Source organism: Micromonospora maritima, assembly GCF_902825405.1.
Lineage (GTDB): Bacteria > Actinomycetota > Actinomycetes > Mycobacteriales > Micromonosporaceae > Micromonospora > Micromonospora maritima.
Genome location: NZ_CADEAU010000080.1, coordinates 1 through 15,911 on the forward strand (window position 1 = coordinate 1; position 15,911 = coordinate 15,911).

Genomic DNA, 15,911 nt, shown 5'->3' on the forward strand with positions numbered 1-15,911 from the left:
GCCGCCCGCACGCCGAGAGCGGGCCGGCCATGATCCGGGCCGCGGCGGTCACCGTGGACGGCCGGGCGCTCGCCGATCCGTCCCGGCTGCGCGGGATCCGGGTGGCCGCCCGGCTGGACCAGCCGACCCAGTGCGAGCTGGCCCTGGCCACCGCTCCCGGCACCGGTGCCCTGGACCCGCCGGTACGCCCCGGCGCCGCCCTCGACGTCCGCCTGGACGGGCAACCGGAGGCCCTGTTCGCCGGTGAGGTGACCGCCGTGGAGGTGGAGTACGCCGGTGACGGCGTCGCCCTGCTGCGGATCCGGGCGTACGACCCGCTGCACCGGCTGCGCAAGCGGCAGGAGCTGCGGGTGTTCGAGTCGGTGACCGCCGCCGAGGTGGCCGACCGCGCGGCGGCCTGCGACCGGCTCGCCGAGCGGGTGTGGCGGGAGGCGGTCGAGGCCCTCGCCGACGGTCTGGCCACCGGGCAGGCGCTCTACGATGTGGCGACCGTGGTGCTCGGTGGCGGGCTGGCCCAGGCCGGTCCCCGGCTGTTCGACCCGTTGCGCGACGCGCTGCGGGAGCGACTGACCTTCCACCGTGAACCGCGCCTGGTCGCGGCCGCCCTCGGCGACGAGGCCGGCTGCCTGGGCGCCGCCCTGCTGGCCCTGGACACCCTGGCGAAGGAGAGCCGATGACCCTGCGCGTGACCGGCAAGGTGGTGACCCCGACCGGCGTCATCCGGCAGGGCTGCGTGGAGATCCGGGACGGCCGGATCAGCGCGGTGGCCGACTATCCGTCGGCGCGCGACGGCCACTGGATCGTGCCGGGCTTCGTGGACATGCACACCCACGGCGGGGGCGGCCACACGTTCACCACGGGCGACCCCGAGTCGGCCCGGCAGGCCGCCGCGTTCCACCTCGGACACGGCACCACCACGCTGCTGGCCAGCCTGGTCAGCTCGCCGTTCCCGCTCATGCGGGACGCCACCGCAGCCTTCCGCCCGCTGGTCGAGGAGGGGGTGCTCGCCGGCATCCACTTCGAGGGCCCCTACCTGTCGGCCGACCGCTGCGGCGCGCAGAACCCGGAGTTCCTCCGCGACCCGTCCACGGCCGAGCTGGCCGAGCTGATCGAGCTGGGCGGCGGCGCGGTGCGCATGGTCACCCTCGCCCCGGAGCGGGACGGTGCGACGGCGGCGATCGAGCTGCTGGTCGGGCGGGGGGTGGTCGCGGCCGTCGGGCACACCGACGCCTCCTGGGAGCAGACCCGCGCGGCGGTGGCCGCCGGTGCGAGCGTCGGCACCCACCTGTTCAACGGGATGCGCCCGGTGCACCACCGTGAGCCCGGCCCGGTGGTGGCGCTGCTGGAGGCCCCCAGCGTGGTCTGCGAGCTGGTCGCCGACGGCGTGCACCTGCACGACGGGATGCTCGGCTTCGCCACCTCGGTCGCCGGCCCGGAACGGGCCGCGTTGATCACCGACGCGATGGCCGCCGCCGGCATGCCCGACGGCGAGTACGAGCTGGGCGGCCAGGCGGTGACCGTGGCCGACGGCGTGGCCCGGCTCAGCCGGGACGGGGCGATCGCCGGCAGCACGCTGACCATGGACGCCGCCCTGCGGCACGCGGTCGGCGCGGGGGTAGCGCTGCCGGACGCCTGCCGGATGGTGTCCACCACCCCGGCCCGCGCGATCGGCCTCGGCGACCGGGTGGGCGCCCTCCAGACCGGCCTGCGCGCCGACCTGGTGGTGCTGGACGACGACCTGAACGTGGTCCGGGTGATGCGCGGCGGCGACTGGGTGGAGTGACCCGGCCGTCAGGCGGTGGGGACCTCGACGCCGAGCACGGCTTGCTCGTCCGGCCGGTGCACCAGCACGTCGGCCAGGTAGGACTGCACCGCCCGGCGCATCCCGACGTCCCGGCCGGCCTGCTCGGAGAGCAGCCACTTGTGCTCGATGATCTGCGCGAACAGCTCCTGCGGCTCCAGCTTGCGGCGCAGGTGCGCCGGCACCGCCCGGACCACCGGCTCGAAGACCTCGGTGAGCCAGCGGTGCGCCGCCTGCTGCTCGTCGGTCAGGTCGCTCTCCACCCGGTAGGCGTCCAGGTCGTTGAGCAGCTTGCGGGCCTGGTTCTCCTCGGCGTCCAGGCCGGTGAGCCGCAGCAGCCGCCGGGTGTGATAGCCGGCGTCGACCACCTTGGGGCGCACCAGGTAGCGCCCGTTGTCGACGGTCGACATGGCCACCTCGGCCACGTCGAAGCCCAGCTCGTTGAGGCGCCGGATGCGGCCCTCGATGTCGTGCCGGGCGGCGCGTTCGACCTGCTGCTCGTACGTGATCTCGTGCCAGAGCCGCTCGTAGCGGCGCACGACCTCCTCGCACACCACCTCGGGGTCGATCGACTCGTGCAGCAGGCCGGCGGCCTGGAGGTCGAGCGCCTCGCCGAAGATGTTGACCCGGGCGATCTCCAGGTCCTCGCCGCGCTGGCCGTTGGAGAGCGAGGGGTGCAGCGCCCCGGTCTCGGCGTCCACCAGGTAGGCGGCGAACGCCCCGGCGTCCCGCCGGAACAGCGTGTTCGACAGGGAGCAGTCGCCCCAGAAGAAGCCGGTCAGGTGCATCCGGACGATCAGCGCGGCCAACGCGTCCAGCAGCCGGTTCATCGTCTCCGGCCGCAGCGTGTTGGAGAACAGCGCGCGATACGGCAGGGAGAACTGGAGATGCCGGGTGATCAGCACCGGGTCGAGCGGCTCGCCGTCGTCGGTCTGCCGGTCGGCCACGATGGCGATCGCCTCGACCGACGGGAAGTCGATCCGTTCCAGCGCCCGCAGCAGGTCGTACTCGCGTTCGGCGACCCGCTCGCCGGTCTCCTTCACCGCGTAGACGAAGCCGCCGAGCCGGACGAACCGCACGATGTGCCGGGAGATGCCCTGGGGCAGCGCCACCAGGTGCTCGGCAGGCCACTGCTCCAGCGGGGTCGACCAGGGGAGGTCGAGCAGCGCCGGGTCGACGAGGGCCGAGGTGATCCGCACGGCAACCAGTGTGACCGGTGACCCCCGCGCCGCGCTTCCCTTCGTGGCTCGGCACACAGCCACCGACCGGGTCGGGGTGGTCGGCCGGTAGCGTGGTCGCGTGCGCCAGACCTCAGGGGTACGCCGCGACCTGCGGCTGCGACCGGTCCGACCGGCCGGGTGGTGGTTCGACGGGCTGCTGCTCGCGGCCCTGGTGGCGCTGACCGTGGCGCTCGCCACCGACCATCTGTTCGGGCTCGACCGGGCGGTCGCGGACTGGGCGGCCGCGCACCGCCCGACCGCCGCCCGCTGGGTGGCGATGGCGCTCAACCTGCTCGGCCAGGGCACCCCGCTGACGCTGCTGGCGGCCGGGCTGGGTGTGCTGCTGGCGCTGCGGCTGCGGTCGGTGCGGCCGGTGCTGCCGCCGGCGGCCGCGTTCGTGCTGACGTTCTTCACGATCGGCCCGCTGAAGGTGTGGACGGCCCGCCCGGCGCCGAGCGCCTCGGTGAAGGAGCCGTTCCTGCCGGCCGAGCAGACGCTGCCGCTGTTCCAGCACGACCTGCCGGTGCGCTTCGCGCAGTCGTACCCGTCGGGGCACGTGGCCAACGCGATCATCTGGTACGGCGTGCTCGCCCTGCTGCTGGCCCCGCTGCTGCGCTCGGTCGGCCGCGCCGTCGGACCCCGGCTGGTCACCGTGGTCCGGGTGGTCCCGCCCGCGGTGGTCTTCTGCACGACGGTCTACCTGGGCTGGCACTGGTTCACCGACTCGGTCGCCGGGCTGCTGCTCGGGCTGCTGCTGGACCGGCTGCTGCACCGCGTGCCGTGGGACGACCTGCCGCTGCCCGGGCGGTTCGGTCCGTGGGCCCGGCCGACCGACCAGCTGGGCTGAATCCCGCCTCTTGTCCTGGCGCATCGACGCCGGTATACATTGAGCAATCTTAACAGTTAAGTTTGTTTAATGTAGGAGGTGCACGTGCTGGCGAGACGTATCAGCCGCTGGCTGTCGGTGGGCGCCGCCGGTCTGCTGACCGCGGCCCTGGCGGTGGCCGTCGCCCCGGACGCGCGTTCGGCCGTCGTCGACGACGAGGCGTGCCGGCCCGACGGGCTCTACCGCACGCCCGCGGTCGCGGTGCCCTACTGCACCGTCTACGACACCGCGGGCCGGGAGAAGATGGGCGCCGACCACCCGCGCCGGATCATCGGCTACTTCACCAGCTGGCGCACCGGCCGCAACGGCGCACCGGCCTACCTGGTGAACCAGATCCCGTGGCAGAAGGTCACCCACATCAACTACGCGTTCGCCCACGTCGACGCGAACAACCGGATCTCCGTGGGCAACCCGGCCGCGCCGGACAACCCGGCCACGAACATGACCTGGCCCGGCGTGGCCGGCGCCGAGATGGACCCGAGCCTGCCCTACACCGGGCACTTCAACCTGCTCAACAAGTACAAGAAGCAGCACCCGAACGTCCGCACCCTGATCAGCGTCGGCGGCTGGGCCGAGACCGGTGGCTTCATCGACGACAACGGCAACCGGGTGGACTCCGGCGGCTTCTACCGGATGACCACCACCGGCACCAACACGGTCAACACCGCGGGCATCAACACGTTCGCCGACTCGGTCGTCACGTTCCTGCGCACGTACGGCATCGACGGCGTGGACATCGACTACGAGTACCCGACCTCCAACAACAAGGCCGGCAACCCGCTCGACTTCGCCCAGGCCGACGCCAAGCGGGCCGGGCTCAACGCCTCGTACCAGGTGCTGATGCGCACGCTGCGGGAGAAGCTCGACCGGGCCGCCGCCGCCGACGGCAAGCACTACCTGCTCACCGTGGCCGCGCCCGCGTCCGGGTGGCTGCTGCGCGGCATGGAGTCCTACCAGGCGTTGCAGTACCTCGACTACGTCAACGTGATGTCCTACGACCTGCACGGCGCGTGGAACCACTTCGTCGGGCCGAACGCGGCGCTCTACGACAACGGCGACGACGCGGAACTGGCCTCCGGCGGCGTCTACGGCGCGTACTCCGGGATCGGCTACCTCAACACCGACTGGGCGTACCACTACTTCCGGGGCGCGTTGCCCAGCGGCCGGGTCAACATCGGCGTGCCCTACTACACCCGCGGCTGGCAGGGCGTCACCGGCGGCACCAACGGCCTGTGGGGACGGGCGGCGCTGCCCGACCAGACGAAGTGCCCGGCCGGCACCGGCGGCTCGATCGGCTCCACCATCCCCTGCGGCAACGGCGCGGTCGGCATCGACAACCTCTGGCACGACCTCGACGCCGCCGGCAACGAGGTGCCCGCCGGAGCCAACCCGATGTGGCACGCGAAGAACCTCCAGCAGGGCATCACCGGCGACTACCTGACCGCGTACGGGCTCACCCCGGCCACCGACCCGGCCGACCGGATCAGCGGCAGCTACGCCCGGAACTACTCCTCCGCGCTCGTCGCGCCCTGGCTGTGGAACGCCGAGAAGAAGGTCTTCCTCTCCACCGAGGACGACCAGTCGCTCGCGGCCAAGGCCGACTGGGTCACGGCCAAGGGCGTCGGCGGCGTGATGATCTGGGAACTCGCCGGGGACTACGCCTACGACCCGGCCAAGGGCCAGTACGGCATGGGCGACACGCTCACCACGCTGCTCTACGACAGGTTCCGGGCCGCGCCCGCGTACGGCGCCCGCAAGGCCGGCACCACGATGCCGACGTCGACGCTCGACGTGGCGGTCGGCATGGGCGGCTTCGCGCTCGGCGACAGCAACTACCCGATCAACCCGGAACTGCGGCTGACCAACAACACCGGCGCGCCGATCCCGGCCGGCGCCCAGCTGGAGTTCGACTACCCCACCACCACCCCGGCCACGCTCAGCCAGCAGTCCGGCTGGGCGCTCACCACGGTCTCCACCGGCCACACCGGCAGCAACGTGGGCGGCCTCAAGGGCGACCACAACCGGGTACGCCTCACCGTGCCGGCCGCCATCGCGCCCGGCGCGTACGCCGAGGTCACGCTGAACTACCAGCTCCCGATCTCCGGCCCGGCCAACCTCACGCTCGCCTTCGGCGGCCGGACGTACGCGCTGACCGGCGACTGGGCGCGCGGCGGGACGGTGGTCACCCCGTCGCCGAGCCCGAGCGGCTCCACCCCGCCCGGCGGCGGCACCTGCACCGCCCCGGCGTGGTCGGCGTCCACCGCGTACTCCGGCGGCGCGACCGTCTCGTACGGCGGGCACACCTGGAGCGCGAAGTGGTGGACCCAGGGCGAGACGCCGGGCGGCGCGGCGGTCTGGGCCGACCAGGGGGCGTGCGCCGGTTCCCCGACGCCGACCCCGACCGGCACGTCGTCGCCGACGCCCACCGGCTCGCCGTCGCCCACGGCCGGGGCGTGCACCGCGCCGGCCTGGGCCGCCGGCACCGCGTACTCCGGTGGTGCGGTGGTGTCCCACGGCGGACACCGGTGGACCGCGCGGTGGTGGACCCAGGGTGACGTCCCCGGAGCCAACAGCCAGGGCGTCTGGACCGACAACGGGCCCTGCTGAACCGGGACCGGTGCCGCCGGCGGATCATGCCGGCGGCACCGGCCGTTCACGTCCCGCCCCTAGGCTGCGGGGTGTGGAACGGCTGGCACGACGGCTCGGCGTACACGACGCGGTCGTCATCGGGTTGGGGGCGATGCTCGGCGCGGGCGTCTTCGTGGTCTTCGCGCCGGCCGCGTCGGCGGCCGGCGGCGCCGGGCTCCTGGTGGCGCTCGCGCTGGCCGGTCTCATCGCGTTCTGCAACGCCACCAGCTCGGCCCGGCTCGCCGCCCGCTACCCGGAGTCCGGCGGCACCTACGTCTACGGCCGGGAACGGCTGCACCCGTTCGCCGGCTTCGTGGCCGGGTGGGGGTTCGTGGTCGGCAAGACCGCCAGCTGCGCGGCGATGGCGCTGACCGTCGGGGCGTACGTGTGGCCGGGGCGGGCCCGGCTCGTCGCGGTCCTCGCGGTGGTGGCGGTGACCGCGGTCAACCTGCGCGGCGTCGGCAGGACCGCGACCGCCACCCGGGTGCTGGTCGCCGTGGTGCTCACCGTGCTCGCCGTGGTGGCGGTCACCGGCGCCCCCCAGGTGACCGTCGACCGGCTCGGCGGTGGCGGCGACGTCGGGGCACGCGGCGTGCTCACCGCCGCCGGACTGCTCTTCTTCGCCTTCGCCGGCTACGCGCGGATCGCCACACTCGGCGAGGAGGTCCGCGACCCGGAGCGCACGATCCCGCGCGCCGTGCCGCTCGCGCTCGGCGCGGTGCTGGCCGTCTACCTGACCCTGGCCGTGGTCGCACTCGGCGTGCTGGGCACCGACCGGCTGGCCGCCGCGTCCGCGCCGCTGGTCGAGGTGGTCACCGGGGAGAGCCCCGCCCAGCCGGCGCCCGCGCCGCCGGTCCGCCGCCCGCCCGCCACCGTGGCCCGGGAGACCGGCTCCGACGCGTACGCCTACGAGGTGCAGTACCTGCTCGACGCCACCGACGAGGCGGTGACCCGGCTGCGCGCCGAGCTGGCCGCGCTCGGCGACTCGCTGGCGGTCGTCGGCGACGGCTCGGGCACCTGGAACGTGCACGTGCACGTCAACGACGTCGGGGCGGCGGTCGAGGCGGGCGTGGTGGCCGGCCGGCCGCACCGGATCACCGTGACCCGGTTCGCCGACCAGGCTGCCCCGACGCCCGGGCCGGCGGCGGTGTTGCCCGACGGCCGGGCCGCCGTGGTGGTCGCCACCGGCGCCGGCATCGCCGAGCTGTTCGCCGCCGAGGGCGCGGTCGTCGTGCCGGCCAACCCGTCCACCGGCGAGCTGCTCGACGCGATCCGGGCCACCGGTGCGGCCCGGGTGGTGGTGCTGCCGAACGACCCCAACACCCAGTCGGTGGCGAGCGCGGCGGCCAAGGAGGCGCACGGCCTCGGCGTCAAGGTCAGCGTGGTGCCCACCCGCTCCCCGGTGCAGGCGCTCGCGGCGCTCGCCGTCCGCGACCCGCAGCGGCGCTTCGAGGACGACGTGATCGCGATGGCCGAGGCGGCCGGCGCCTGCCGCTACGCGGAGGTCTGCCACGCCGGCCGGGAGGCGCTCACCGTCGCCGGCCCGTGCCGCCCGGGTGACGTGCTGGCCCTGGTCGAGGGCGAGGTGCACCTGATCGGGCAGGATCTCACCGACACCTGCACCGCCGTGGTCGACCGGATGCTCGGCGGCGGCGGTGAGCTGGTCACGCTGCTCTGTGGGGCGGACGCCCCGGCCGGGCTGGCCGACCGGGTGCGCGCGCACGTCGAGCGGTCCTGGCCGTTCGTCGAGGTGCAGGCGTACGAGGGCGGGCAGCCGCACTATCCGCTCCTGGTGGGGGTCGAATGACGAGCGAACCGGCCTCGGTGGACACGCCGCTGAAGAAGCTGGTCGGCGAGCGCACCGCGAAGGCGCTGGCCGGGCATCTCGACCTGCAAACGGCCGGCGACCTGATCTACCACTTCCCGCGCCGCTACGACGAGCGCGGCGAGCACACCGACATCCGCTCGCTCGACGTGGGGGAGCAGGTCACCGTGCTCGCCCAGGTGCAGCGCACCGCCGTCCGCCCGATGCGCCAGCGGCGCGGCAACCTGCTGGAGGTCACCGTCGGCGACGGCTCCGGCGGCGTGCTCACCTGCACGTTCTTCGGCAACCAGGCGTGGCGGGAGCGGGAGCTGCGGCCCGGCCGGTGGGGGCTGTTCGCCGGCAAGGTGACCGAGTTCCGGGGCAAGCGGCAGCTCAACGGCCCGGAATACGTGCTGCTCGGCGAGGGCGAGGCGGCGGCCAACGAGGAGGTCGAGGAGTTCGCCGGGGCGCTGATCCCGGTCTATCCGGCCGCGGCGGCGGTGCCGACCTGGGTGATCGCCCGCTGCGTCCGGGTGGTGCTGGACACGTTCACCCCGCCGGAGGATCCGCTGCCGGCCACCGTGCGGGCCACCCGCAACCTGGTCGACATCGGCACCGCGCTGCGGGAGATCCACCGTCCGTCCAGCAAGGAGGCGCTCTACCGGGCCCGCCGCCGGCTGAAGTGGGACGAGGCGTTCGCCGTGCAGCTCACCCTGGTGCAGCGCAAGCACCGGGCGGCGGCGTCGCCGGCCCGGGCCCGGCCGGCGAAGGCCGGTGGCCTGCTGGACGCGTTCGACGCCCGGCTGCCCTACGAGCTGACCTCCGGCCAGCAGGTCGTCGGGCGGGAGATCGCTGCCGACCTGGCCGCCGCGCACCCGATGCACCGGCTGCTCCAGGGCGAGGTGGGCTCCGGCAAGACCGTGGTGGCGCTGCGCGCCATGCTCCAGGTGGTCGACGCCGGCGGGCAGGCCGCGCTGCTCGCCCCGACCGAGGTGCTCGCCGCGCAGCACCACCGGGGCATCCTCGACCTGCTCGGCCCGCTCGGCCGGGCCGGCGAGCTGGGGGCCGCCTCCGACGCCACCCGGGTGGAGCTGGTCACCGGCTCGCTGGGCGCGGCGGCGCGGCGGCGCGCGTTGGCCGAGGTGGCCGAGGGGCGGGCCGGCATCGTGCTGGGCACCCACGCCCTGCTCTACGAGGGCGTCGACTTCGCCGACCTGGGCCTGGTGGTGGTCGACGAGCAGCACCGCTTCGGGGTGGAGCAGCGGGACGCGCTGCGGGCCAAGGCCGAGCAGCCACCGCACGTGCTGGTGATGACCGCCACCCCGATCCCGCGCACGGTCGCCATGACGGTCTACGGCGACCTGGAGACCTCCACGCTGTCCCAGCTCCCGCAGGGTCGCTCGCCGATCGCCTCGCACGTGGTCCCGGCCGCCGAGAAGCCGGCCTTCCTCGACCGGGCCTGGCGCCGGTTGCGCGAGGAGGTCGGCAAGGGCCACCAGGCGTACGTGGTGTGCCCGCGGATCGGAGAGGGGCCGGTCTCCGACGAGGAGGCGCCGCGGGAGGACGACAACGGCCGCCGGCCGCCGCTGGCGGTGACCGTGGTGGCCCCGCTGCTCGCCGAGGGACCGCTGCACGGGTTGCGGATCGGGGTGCTGCACGGCCGGCTGCCGGCCGACGAGAAGGACGCGGTGATGCGCGCGTTCGCCGACGGCGAGCTGGACGTGCTGGTGGCGACCACCGTGGTGGAGGTCGGCGTCAACGTGCCGAACGCGACCGTGATGATCGTGCTGGACGCCGACCGGTTCGGCGTCTCCCAACTGCACCAGTTGCGGGGCCGGGTGGGCCGGGGTTCGGCGGCCGGACTGTGCCTGCTGGTCACCGAGGCGGCCGAGGGGTCGTCGGCGCGGGAGCGGCTGGACGCGGTCGCCTCCACCACCGACGGGTTCAAGCTGGCCGAGCTCGACCTGGAGCAACGCCGGGAGGGCGACGTGCTCGGTGCCACCCAGTCCGGCCGGCGCTCCCACCTGCGGTTGCTCTCGCTGCTGCGGGACACCGACCTGATCCGGGACGCGCGGGCCGAGGCGATCGAGCTGGTCGGGGACGACCCGGAGCTGGCCCGGCACCCGGCTCTGGCCGCCTCGGTCGCCGCCCTGGTCGACGAGGAGCGGGCCGAATACCTGGAGAAGGGCTGACCCCTGACGCGGCGGCGCGGTCACGGGCTGCGGCACGCGCGTCGCGTGCCTAGGCTCGCGCAGATGTCGACACCATCACTCGAACGCGGTGTGCTGCTTCTGACCCGGGGTGACGAACTCCTGGTGGACCGGGTCGTCGGGGCTGCCGACGAGACCTCCGGCCGACCGTGCACCGGGGCGACGCGGTTCCAGATCGCCTCGATCAGCAAGCAGATGGCGGCCGTGGCGGTGCTGCTGCTCGCCGAGCGCGGCGTGCTGCGCCTGACCGACCCCGTCAGCCGGTGGCTGCCCGACCCGCCGCCGCAGTGGTCCGGCATCACGCTGCACCACCTGCTCACCCACACCTCCGGCCTGGGCCACTGGGAGGAGTACCCGGCGGTCGACATCTGCGGGCCGGCCGAGCCGGACGACCTGCTCGGCCTGTTCGCCGCGCTGCCGCCGCTGTTCCCGCCCGGGGCCGGATGGCACTACAGCAGCCCCGGCTACGTGCTGCTGGCCCGCGCGGTCGAGCGGGCCGCCGACCGGCCGTACGCCCGGTTCCTCGCCGAGGAGGTCTTCGCGCCGCTGGGGATGACGGGCAGCTTCGCCGGCGCCGGCGACGGACGGCCGGACCTGGCGGTCGGGCACGAGCGCGGTCGGCCCGTGCCGTCCTGGGACCTGGCGACCGTGAGCATGGGCGCGGGTGACGTCTGGTGCACCGGGGCCGACCTGTTGACCTGGTTGGACGTGCCGCGCCGCAACCGGTTGCTCACCCCGGCCTCGGTGGCGGCGATGACCGCGCCGCACGCGCCCACCGGGCGGCCCGGCGAGGCGTACGGCTACGGGTGGTTCGTCGGCCCGCTGGCCGGTCGGCCGGCGGTCCACCACTCCGGGGACAACGGGGGCTACAAGGCGTTCGCGGCCTGGCTGCCCGAGTCCGACCAACGGCTGGTGCTGCTGGCCAACCAGGCCGAGATCGACCCGGCCGCCGTCACGTCGGTGCTCGCGGGCGACTGATCCCGCCTGGTCCACACCCCGCACCCCGCCGCGTCGGGAGTGGACCACACGCGCCGAGGGCGCGCCGACCGGCTGGTCGACGCGCCCTCGGGCGATCGGCGGGATCAGGCGGTGAAGCTGATCCGGCGACGGCGGGCCACCACGTAGAGCACCGCGCCGGCGCCCAGCAGCAGCACGGCGCCACCGGCGATGGCGCCCGCGGCCGGGCCGGTCACCGGCAGGCCGCCGCCCTGGCCGGAGCAGTCCTCGGGCTGGGTGTACGGGATGGTCTCGGAGTCCTCGACCACGTCGTACTTCACGGTGACCTTGAGGCCCTGGTAGGCGTCGAAGGTGACCGAGGTGGTCTTGCCCGGCTCGGAGACGAGCTTCTTGGTGACGCCCTTCTCGGTGGTCATCGTGGCGGTGAAGGGGACGCCCTTCGCCGGGTTCTCCACGGTGAACGTCATCGAGTCGCAGTCCTGGTCCAGCTTGAAGATCGGCTCGGCCGGCTCCGCCGGTGCGGACGGCGTGGCGGACGGGCTCGGCGGCGTGGAGGCGGACGGCGTCGGGGTGGGCGTGGCCGGCTGGCTCGGCTCCGGCGACGCGCTCGGCGTCGGCGTCGGGGAACTCGGCGACGGCGAGGGGCTCTCCTCCACGGCGCAGTTCCGGCTGGGCTGGGCCACGACGGTGCGCTCACCGTCGTGCGACTCCCGGCCCCGCTCCCAGTGCGCCCCGACGGTGAGCTTCAGCTCGGGGATCGCGCCGGTGAACGTGTGGGTCTGCGAGCCGGTCAGCGGACCCTGGCCCGCCGGCTTCAGCTCCGCACCGACGGAGAGGCCACCGGTGATGTCACCGGGCACGGTGGACTCGAGCGTGGTGATCCGTCCGGAGATGTCGGTCTCGCTGCTGATGACCGACCAGGTGACGGTGACCTTGCCGTCCTTGGTGGCGCAGTAGCTGCCGGAGGGCTCGGGGTGGTGGGCCGCGGCCGGGCCGGCCACGGTGGCCACGCCGGCGAGGCCGATCAGCGCGCCGGCGGTGAGGACGGCGGCGCGCCGGAGGTGGAGACGGTTCACGTCTTCTCCTGGTGAGGGGAGGATGGGAGAGGGATGCGGCGGACGGACCGGAGCCACGCGCCCGCACGGCAATCGGGCAGACCCTAGCGAGATCGACACGACGGGCGTTACCGCGATCGACGGGTCGTAAAGGGTCCGTTATGAACTTGAGATCATTGATGTACGTGGGGTCACGGAGCGCTGCACCGGGTGCTCCGGCGGCCCGTCCCGTCCGTCGCGTAGCGTCGGGGCATGGGCAGGGAACGACGGTGACCCGGATCGTGGCGGGCACGCTCGGCGGACGGCGGATCGCCGCGCCGCCCGGCGCCGGCACGCGGCCGACCTCGGACCGGGTGCGGGAGGCGCTGTTCAGCGCGGTGCAGGCCGATCTCGACCTGGACGGGGCGCGCTTCGCCGACCTCTACGCCGGCTCCGGCGCGGTCGGGCTGGAGGCGTTGTCCCGAGGGGCGGCGCACGTGTTGCTGGTGGAGTCCGATGCCCGGGCCGCACGGGTGGTCCGGGAGAACATCGCCGCCCTGCGGGCCGCCCCGGCCGCCCGGCTGGTCACCGGCCGGGTGGCCGCCGTGCTCGCCGCCGGACCGGACGGTGGGCCGTACGACGTGGTCTTCGCCGACCCCCCGTACGCGGTGCCGGGCGCGGAGATCACCGCGATGCTGGCCGCGCTCGTCGACGGCGGCTGGCTGGCCCCGGACGCGCTGGTGATCGTGGAGCGGGCCAGCCGCTCCGGCCCGGTCGAGTGGGTGGAGGGTGTCACGCCCGAGCGCAGTCGCCGCTACGGCGAGACCACCCTTTGGTACGGTCGCCGATCATGAGACGTGCGGTCTGCCCGGGCTCGTTCGACCCGGTCACCAACGGTCACCTCGACATCATCGGCCGGGCCAGCCGGCTCTTCGACGAGGTGATCGTCGGCGTGCTGGTCAACCAGTCGAAGCAGGGCCTGTTCACGGTCGAGGAGCGGATCAAGATGCTCCGCGAGGTGACCTCCTCGTACGACAACGTGCGGGTGGAGTCGTTCCGCGGCCTGCTCGTCGACTTCTGCCGGGACCAGCAGGCGAGCGTGCTGATCAAGGGCCTGCGGGCGGTCAGCGACTTCGACTACGAGTTGCAGATGGCCCAGATGAACATCGGCCTGGCCGGGGTGGAGACGCTCTTCATGCCGACCAACCCGCTCTACTCGTTCCTCTCCTCCAGCCTGGTGAAGGACGTGGCGAAGTGGGGTGGCGACATCTCCGCCCACGTCCCCGACCTGGTCCGCGAACAACTCCAGACCCGCCTTCGCCCCTGACCCCGCCCCGCCCGCCGCGCCCCGCCGATCTTGCAGTTGTGGCCCGGCGTTCGCCCGTTGCGGGAGGAATGTCCGGGCGGAAAGGGCAAGATCGGTGGGAGTCGAGGCGTGGGGGCGACGCGCCGGGCGGGGGCGGGTGGGGCGGCGGTGGCCGGAGCGCGACATGATGTGTGCAACGCCGAAACCGGGCGCAGGCCGCATCATGGAGGGCGGCCGACGAAGACAGGAGTGAGGTACCGGTGGACCCGCTCGATCGCATCGACGAACTGATCGCCATGGTGGAGCAGGCCCGCTCCGTCCCGATGTCGCGCAACAACTGCATGGTCGACCGGGGCGAGATGATCGCCGCGCTGGACGAGTTGCGCGTCGAGCTTCCCGCGGACCTGCGCCGGGCCGCCGCGCTCCTGGAGGAGCGGGACAAGATCATGGAGGCCGGCAAGCGGGAGGCCGACCGGATCATCAGCGAGGGTGAGGCGGAACACGCCCGGCTGGTCTCGGTGAACGAGATCACCGTCTCGGCGGAGCACGAGGGCGCCCGGATCATCGCCGAGGCGCGCGCCGAGGCGCAGCGCCTCCGCGAGGAGGTGGACGACTACGTCGACACCGCGCTGGCCAACTTCGAGCAGTTCCTCACCCGGGCGCTGGCCTCGATAGAGCGTGGCCGGGACAAGATGCACGCGCTGCGGGAGATCGGCACCTTCGCGGGGGACGAGGCCGAGCGCCCGCTACCCTTCTAGGACCACGCGCGGGCCGGTCGCCGACAGCCGGCCGCCGTGGGGTGGGGGGTGGTGTACGCCCCCGGTTCGACGGTCCGCCCGTCTCCCAGGTAACCTTTTTTGTCGGCCTCTCACCGGCCGGAGTCTGACTATGCCCAAACACTCGCCAAGCTCACTCAACCCCAGGTCGCCGCTGGTCCTCGACACGAGGGACCTGCCGCGTCGGCCTGGCGCGTTGCGTACGCACAAGCGGGTCGTGCCGGCGCCGGCGGACCTCGGCGTGGAGTTGATCGGCGTGCCGGAGGGCGCGGACCTCGACCTCGACCTGAGGCTGGAGTCGGTGTCCGAGGGCGTGCTCGTCTCCGGGACCATCTCCGGTCCCGTCAAGGGCGAGTGCGGCCGCTGCCTGCGCGAGATCGACGACTCGGTGGTCGTGAACGTCCAGGAGCTGTACGCGTACGAGAACAGCGCCACGGACACCACGACCGACGAGGACGAGGTGGGCCGGATGCAGGACGATCTGATCGACCTGGAGCCGGCGCTGCGGGACGCGGTGGTGCTCACGCTGCCGACGAACCCGCTCTGCCGGGAGGACTGCCCAGGCCTGTGCCCCGAGTGTGGGGTGCACTGGGACGATCTGCCGGCCGACCACAGTCACCAGCAGATCGACCCGCGTTGGGCGGGCCTGTCGCAACTGACCCGTACAGAGGAGTAAGAACCGTGGCCGTCCCCAAGCGCAAGATGTCGCGCAGCAACACCCGCGCCCGCCGGGCGAACTGGAAGGCCTCGGTGGTCGCGACCGTGGCCTGCCCGCAGTGCAAGTCGCCGAAGCTGCCGCACGCGGCCTGCTCCGTCTGCGGCACCTACAACGGCCGTCAGGTCCTCGAGGTCTGACCCGGCAGCCGAGTGACGCCCCCGACCACCGGTCGGGCGGCGCGCGCACCAAGGCTCTCGCCCGGTGCCCCGGCTCCCTCCCACGCCGGCCGATCATCGGCCGGCGTGCCGTCGGAGCCGGGCACCGCGCGGATCGCCGTCGACCTCCTCGGCGGGGACGATGCTCCCGCCGTCGTGGTTGACGGCGCTCTGCGGGCGCTGCGCGTCGACCCCGACCTGCACCTGCTGCTCGTCGGCCCGACCGAGGTCGCCGACGGGTTGACGGGTGCCCTCGACCCGGCGCAGCGCGCCCGGGTCACGGTCCGCCCGGTGCGGGCCGCCGTCGGCATGGCCGACCATCCCACCGCCGGCCGCGGCGACAGCACGGTACGCGCCGCGGTGCAGGCCGTCCGGGACGGCCTGGCCGACGCGGCCGTCTCCGCCGGCTCCACCGG

Annotated in this window: 14 protein-coding genes and 1 pseudogene; 13 read left to right on the plus strand and 2 right to left on the minus strand. The window is 73.9% G+C overall.

Going from position 1 to position 15,911, the window contains the following annotated elements; all coding sequences use genetic code 11:
- On the plus strand, positions 1-677 hold a 677-nt coding region (locus tag HUW36_RS34400; RefSeq protein ID WP_246248062.1), incomplete at its 5' end, for an ROK family protein.
- Positions 674-1,783: an N-acetylglucosamine-6-phosphate deacetylase gene (nagA, locus tag HUW36_RS10840; protein WP_174528020.1), complete on the plus strand. Its 1,110-nt coding sequence runs from the start codon at positions 674-676 to the stop codon at positions 1,781-1,783. The genes HUW36_RS34400 and nagA, both read left to right, overlap by 4 nt.
- A gap of 8 nt (positions 1,784-1,791) precedes the next feature.
- Here the strand turns inward: nagA and HUW36_RS10845 are convergent, their stop codons facing one another.
- Positions 1,792-3,000, minus strand: a complete 1,209-nt coding sequence (locus HUW36_RS10845; RefSeq protein WP_174528021.1) for a DUF4032 domain-containing protein — start codon at positions 2,998-3,000, stop codon at positions 1,792-1,794.
- A 100-nt stretch (positions 3,001-3,100) separates the two neighbouring features.
- Between HUW36_RS10845 and HUW36_RS10850 the strand changes: the two genes are divergently transcribed.
- The 5 genes from HUW36_RS10850 (at position 3,101) to HUW36_RS10870 (ending at position 11,527) form a co-directional block, all read left to right on the plus strand.
- The gene (locus HUW36_RS10850) at positions 3,101-3,868 is read left to right on the plus strand and encodes a phosphatase PAP2 family protein (protein WP_174528022.1); all 768 of its coding nucleotides are present in this window, start codon (positions 3,101-3,103) and stop codon (positions 3,866-3,868) included.
- Positions 3,869-3,952: 84 nt separating this feature from the next.
- Positions 3,953-6,514 carry a glycosyl hydrolase family 18 protein gene (locus HUW36_RS10855; RefSeq protein ID WP_174528023.1) on the plus strand — a complete coding sequence of 854 codons (2,562 nt, stop codon included), beginning with the start codon at positions 3,953-3,955 and terminating at the stop codon, positions 6,512-6,514.
- Between the two features lie 73 nt (positions 6,515-6,587).
- A complete protein-coding gene (locus HUW36_RS34960; RefSeq protein WP_174528024.1) occupies positions 6,588-8,342 on the plus strand; it encodes an amino acid permease in 1,755 nt (584 codons plus the stop codon).
- Entirely contained in the window at positions 8,339-10,531 is a 2,193-nt protein-coding gene (gene recG / locus HUW36_RS10865; RefSeq protein ID WP_174528025.1) for an ATP-dependent DNA helicase RecG, read from the plus strand. The genes HUW36_RS34960 and recG overlap by 4 nt, the downstream gene beginning before the upstream one ends.
- 63 nt (positions 10,532-10,594) lie before the next feature.
- Positions 10,595-11,527 (plus strand): serine hydrolase domain-containing protein, encoded by a 933-nt coding sequence (locus HUW36_RS10870; protein ID WP_174528026.1) that lies wholly within the window; start codon positions 10,595-10,597, stop codon positions 11,525-11,527.
- A 104-nt stretch (positions 11,528-11,631) separates the two neighbouring features.
- Here HUW36_RS10870 and HUW36_RS10875 read toward each other — a convergent pair whose 3' ends face one another.
- Positions 11,632-12,582, minus strand: a complete 951-nt coding sequence (locus HUW36_RS10875) for a cell wall anchor protein (protein WP_174528027.1) — start codon at positions 12,580-12,582, stop codon at positions 11,632-11,634.
- Positions 12,583-12,830: 248 nt separating this feature from the next.
- Between HUW36_RS10875 and rsmD the strand changes: the two genes are divergently transcribed.
- From rsmD to HUW36_RS10905, 6 genes and pseudogenes are all read left to right on the plus strand, one after another.
- Positions 12,831-13,394: a 16S rRNA (guanine(966)-N(2))-methyltransferase RsmD gene (gene rsmD, locus HUW36_RS10880; RefSeq protein WP_174528028.1), complete on the plus strand. Its 564-nt coding sequence runs from the start codon at positions 12,831-12,833 to the stop codon at positions 13,392-13,394.
- Positions 13,391-13,867 (plus strand): pantetheine-phosphate adenylyltransferase, encoded by a 477-nt coding sequence (gene coaD / locus HUW36_RS10885; RefSeq protein ID WP_174528029.1) that lies wholly within the window; start codon positions 13,391-13,393, stop codon positions 13,865-13,867. Before rsmD ends, coaD begins: the two co-directional genes overlap by 4 nt.
- A gap of 239 nt (positions 13,868-14,106) precedes the next feature.
- Positions 14,107-14,604: an SPFH domain-containing protein gene (locus tag HUW36_RS10890; protein ID WP_091580397.1), complete on the plus strand. Its 498-nt coding sequence runs from the start codon at positions 14,107-14,109 to the stop codon at positions 14,602-14,604.
- A 130-nt stretch (positions 14,605-14,734) separates the two neighbouring features.
- Positions 14,735-15,298, plus strand: a complete 564-nt coding sequence (locus tag HUW36_RS10895; RefSeq protein WP_174528030.1) for a YceD family protein — start codon at positions 14,735-14,737, stop codon at positions 15,296-15,298.
- Between the two features lie 5 nt (positions 15,299-15,303).
- Positions 15,304-15,477 carry a 50S ribosomal protein L32 gene (gene rpmF / locus HUW36_RS10900; protein WP_089156974.1) on the plus strand — a complete coding sequence of 58 codons (174 nt, stop codon included), beginning with the start codon at positions 15,304-15,306 and terminating at the stop codon, positions 15,475-15,477.
- 105 nt (positions 15,478-15,582) lie between these two features.
- Positions 15,583-15,911 (plus strand): annotated as a pseudogene (locus HUW36_RS10905) (phosphate acyltransferase PlsX); the annotation flags it as partial.

What these genes read in the sequence shown, in the direction of transcription:
- nagA (WP_174528020.1), top strand. Translation starts at nt 674, where the DNA reads ATGACCCTGCGCGTGACCGGCAAGGTGGTGACCCCGACCGGCGTCATC.
- recG (WP_174528025.1), top strand. Translation starts at nt 8,339, where the DNA reads ATGACGAGCGAACCGGCCTCGGTGGACACGCCGCTGAAGAAGCTGGTC.
- HUW36_RS10870 (WP_174528026.1), top strand. Translation starts at nt 10,595, where the DNA reads ATGTCGACACCATCACTCGAACGCGGTGTGCTGCTTCTGACCCGGGGT.
- coaD (WP_174528029.1), top strand. Translation starts at nt 13,391, where the DNA reads ATGAGACGTGCGGTCTGCCCGGGCTCGTTCGACCCGGTCACCAACGGT.
- HUW36_RS10895 (WP_174528030.1), top strand. Translation starts at nt 14,735, where the DNA reads ATGCCCAAACACTCGCCAAGCTCACTCAACCCCAGGTCGCCGCTGGTC.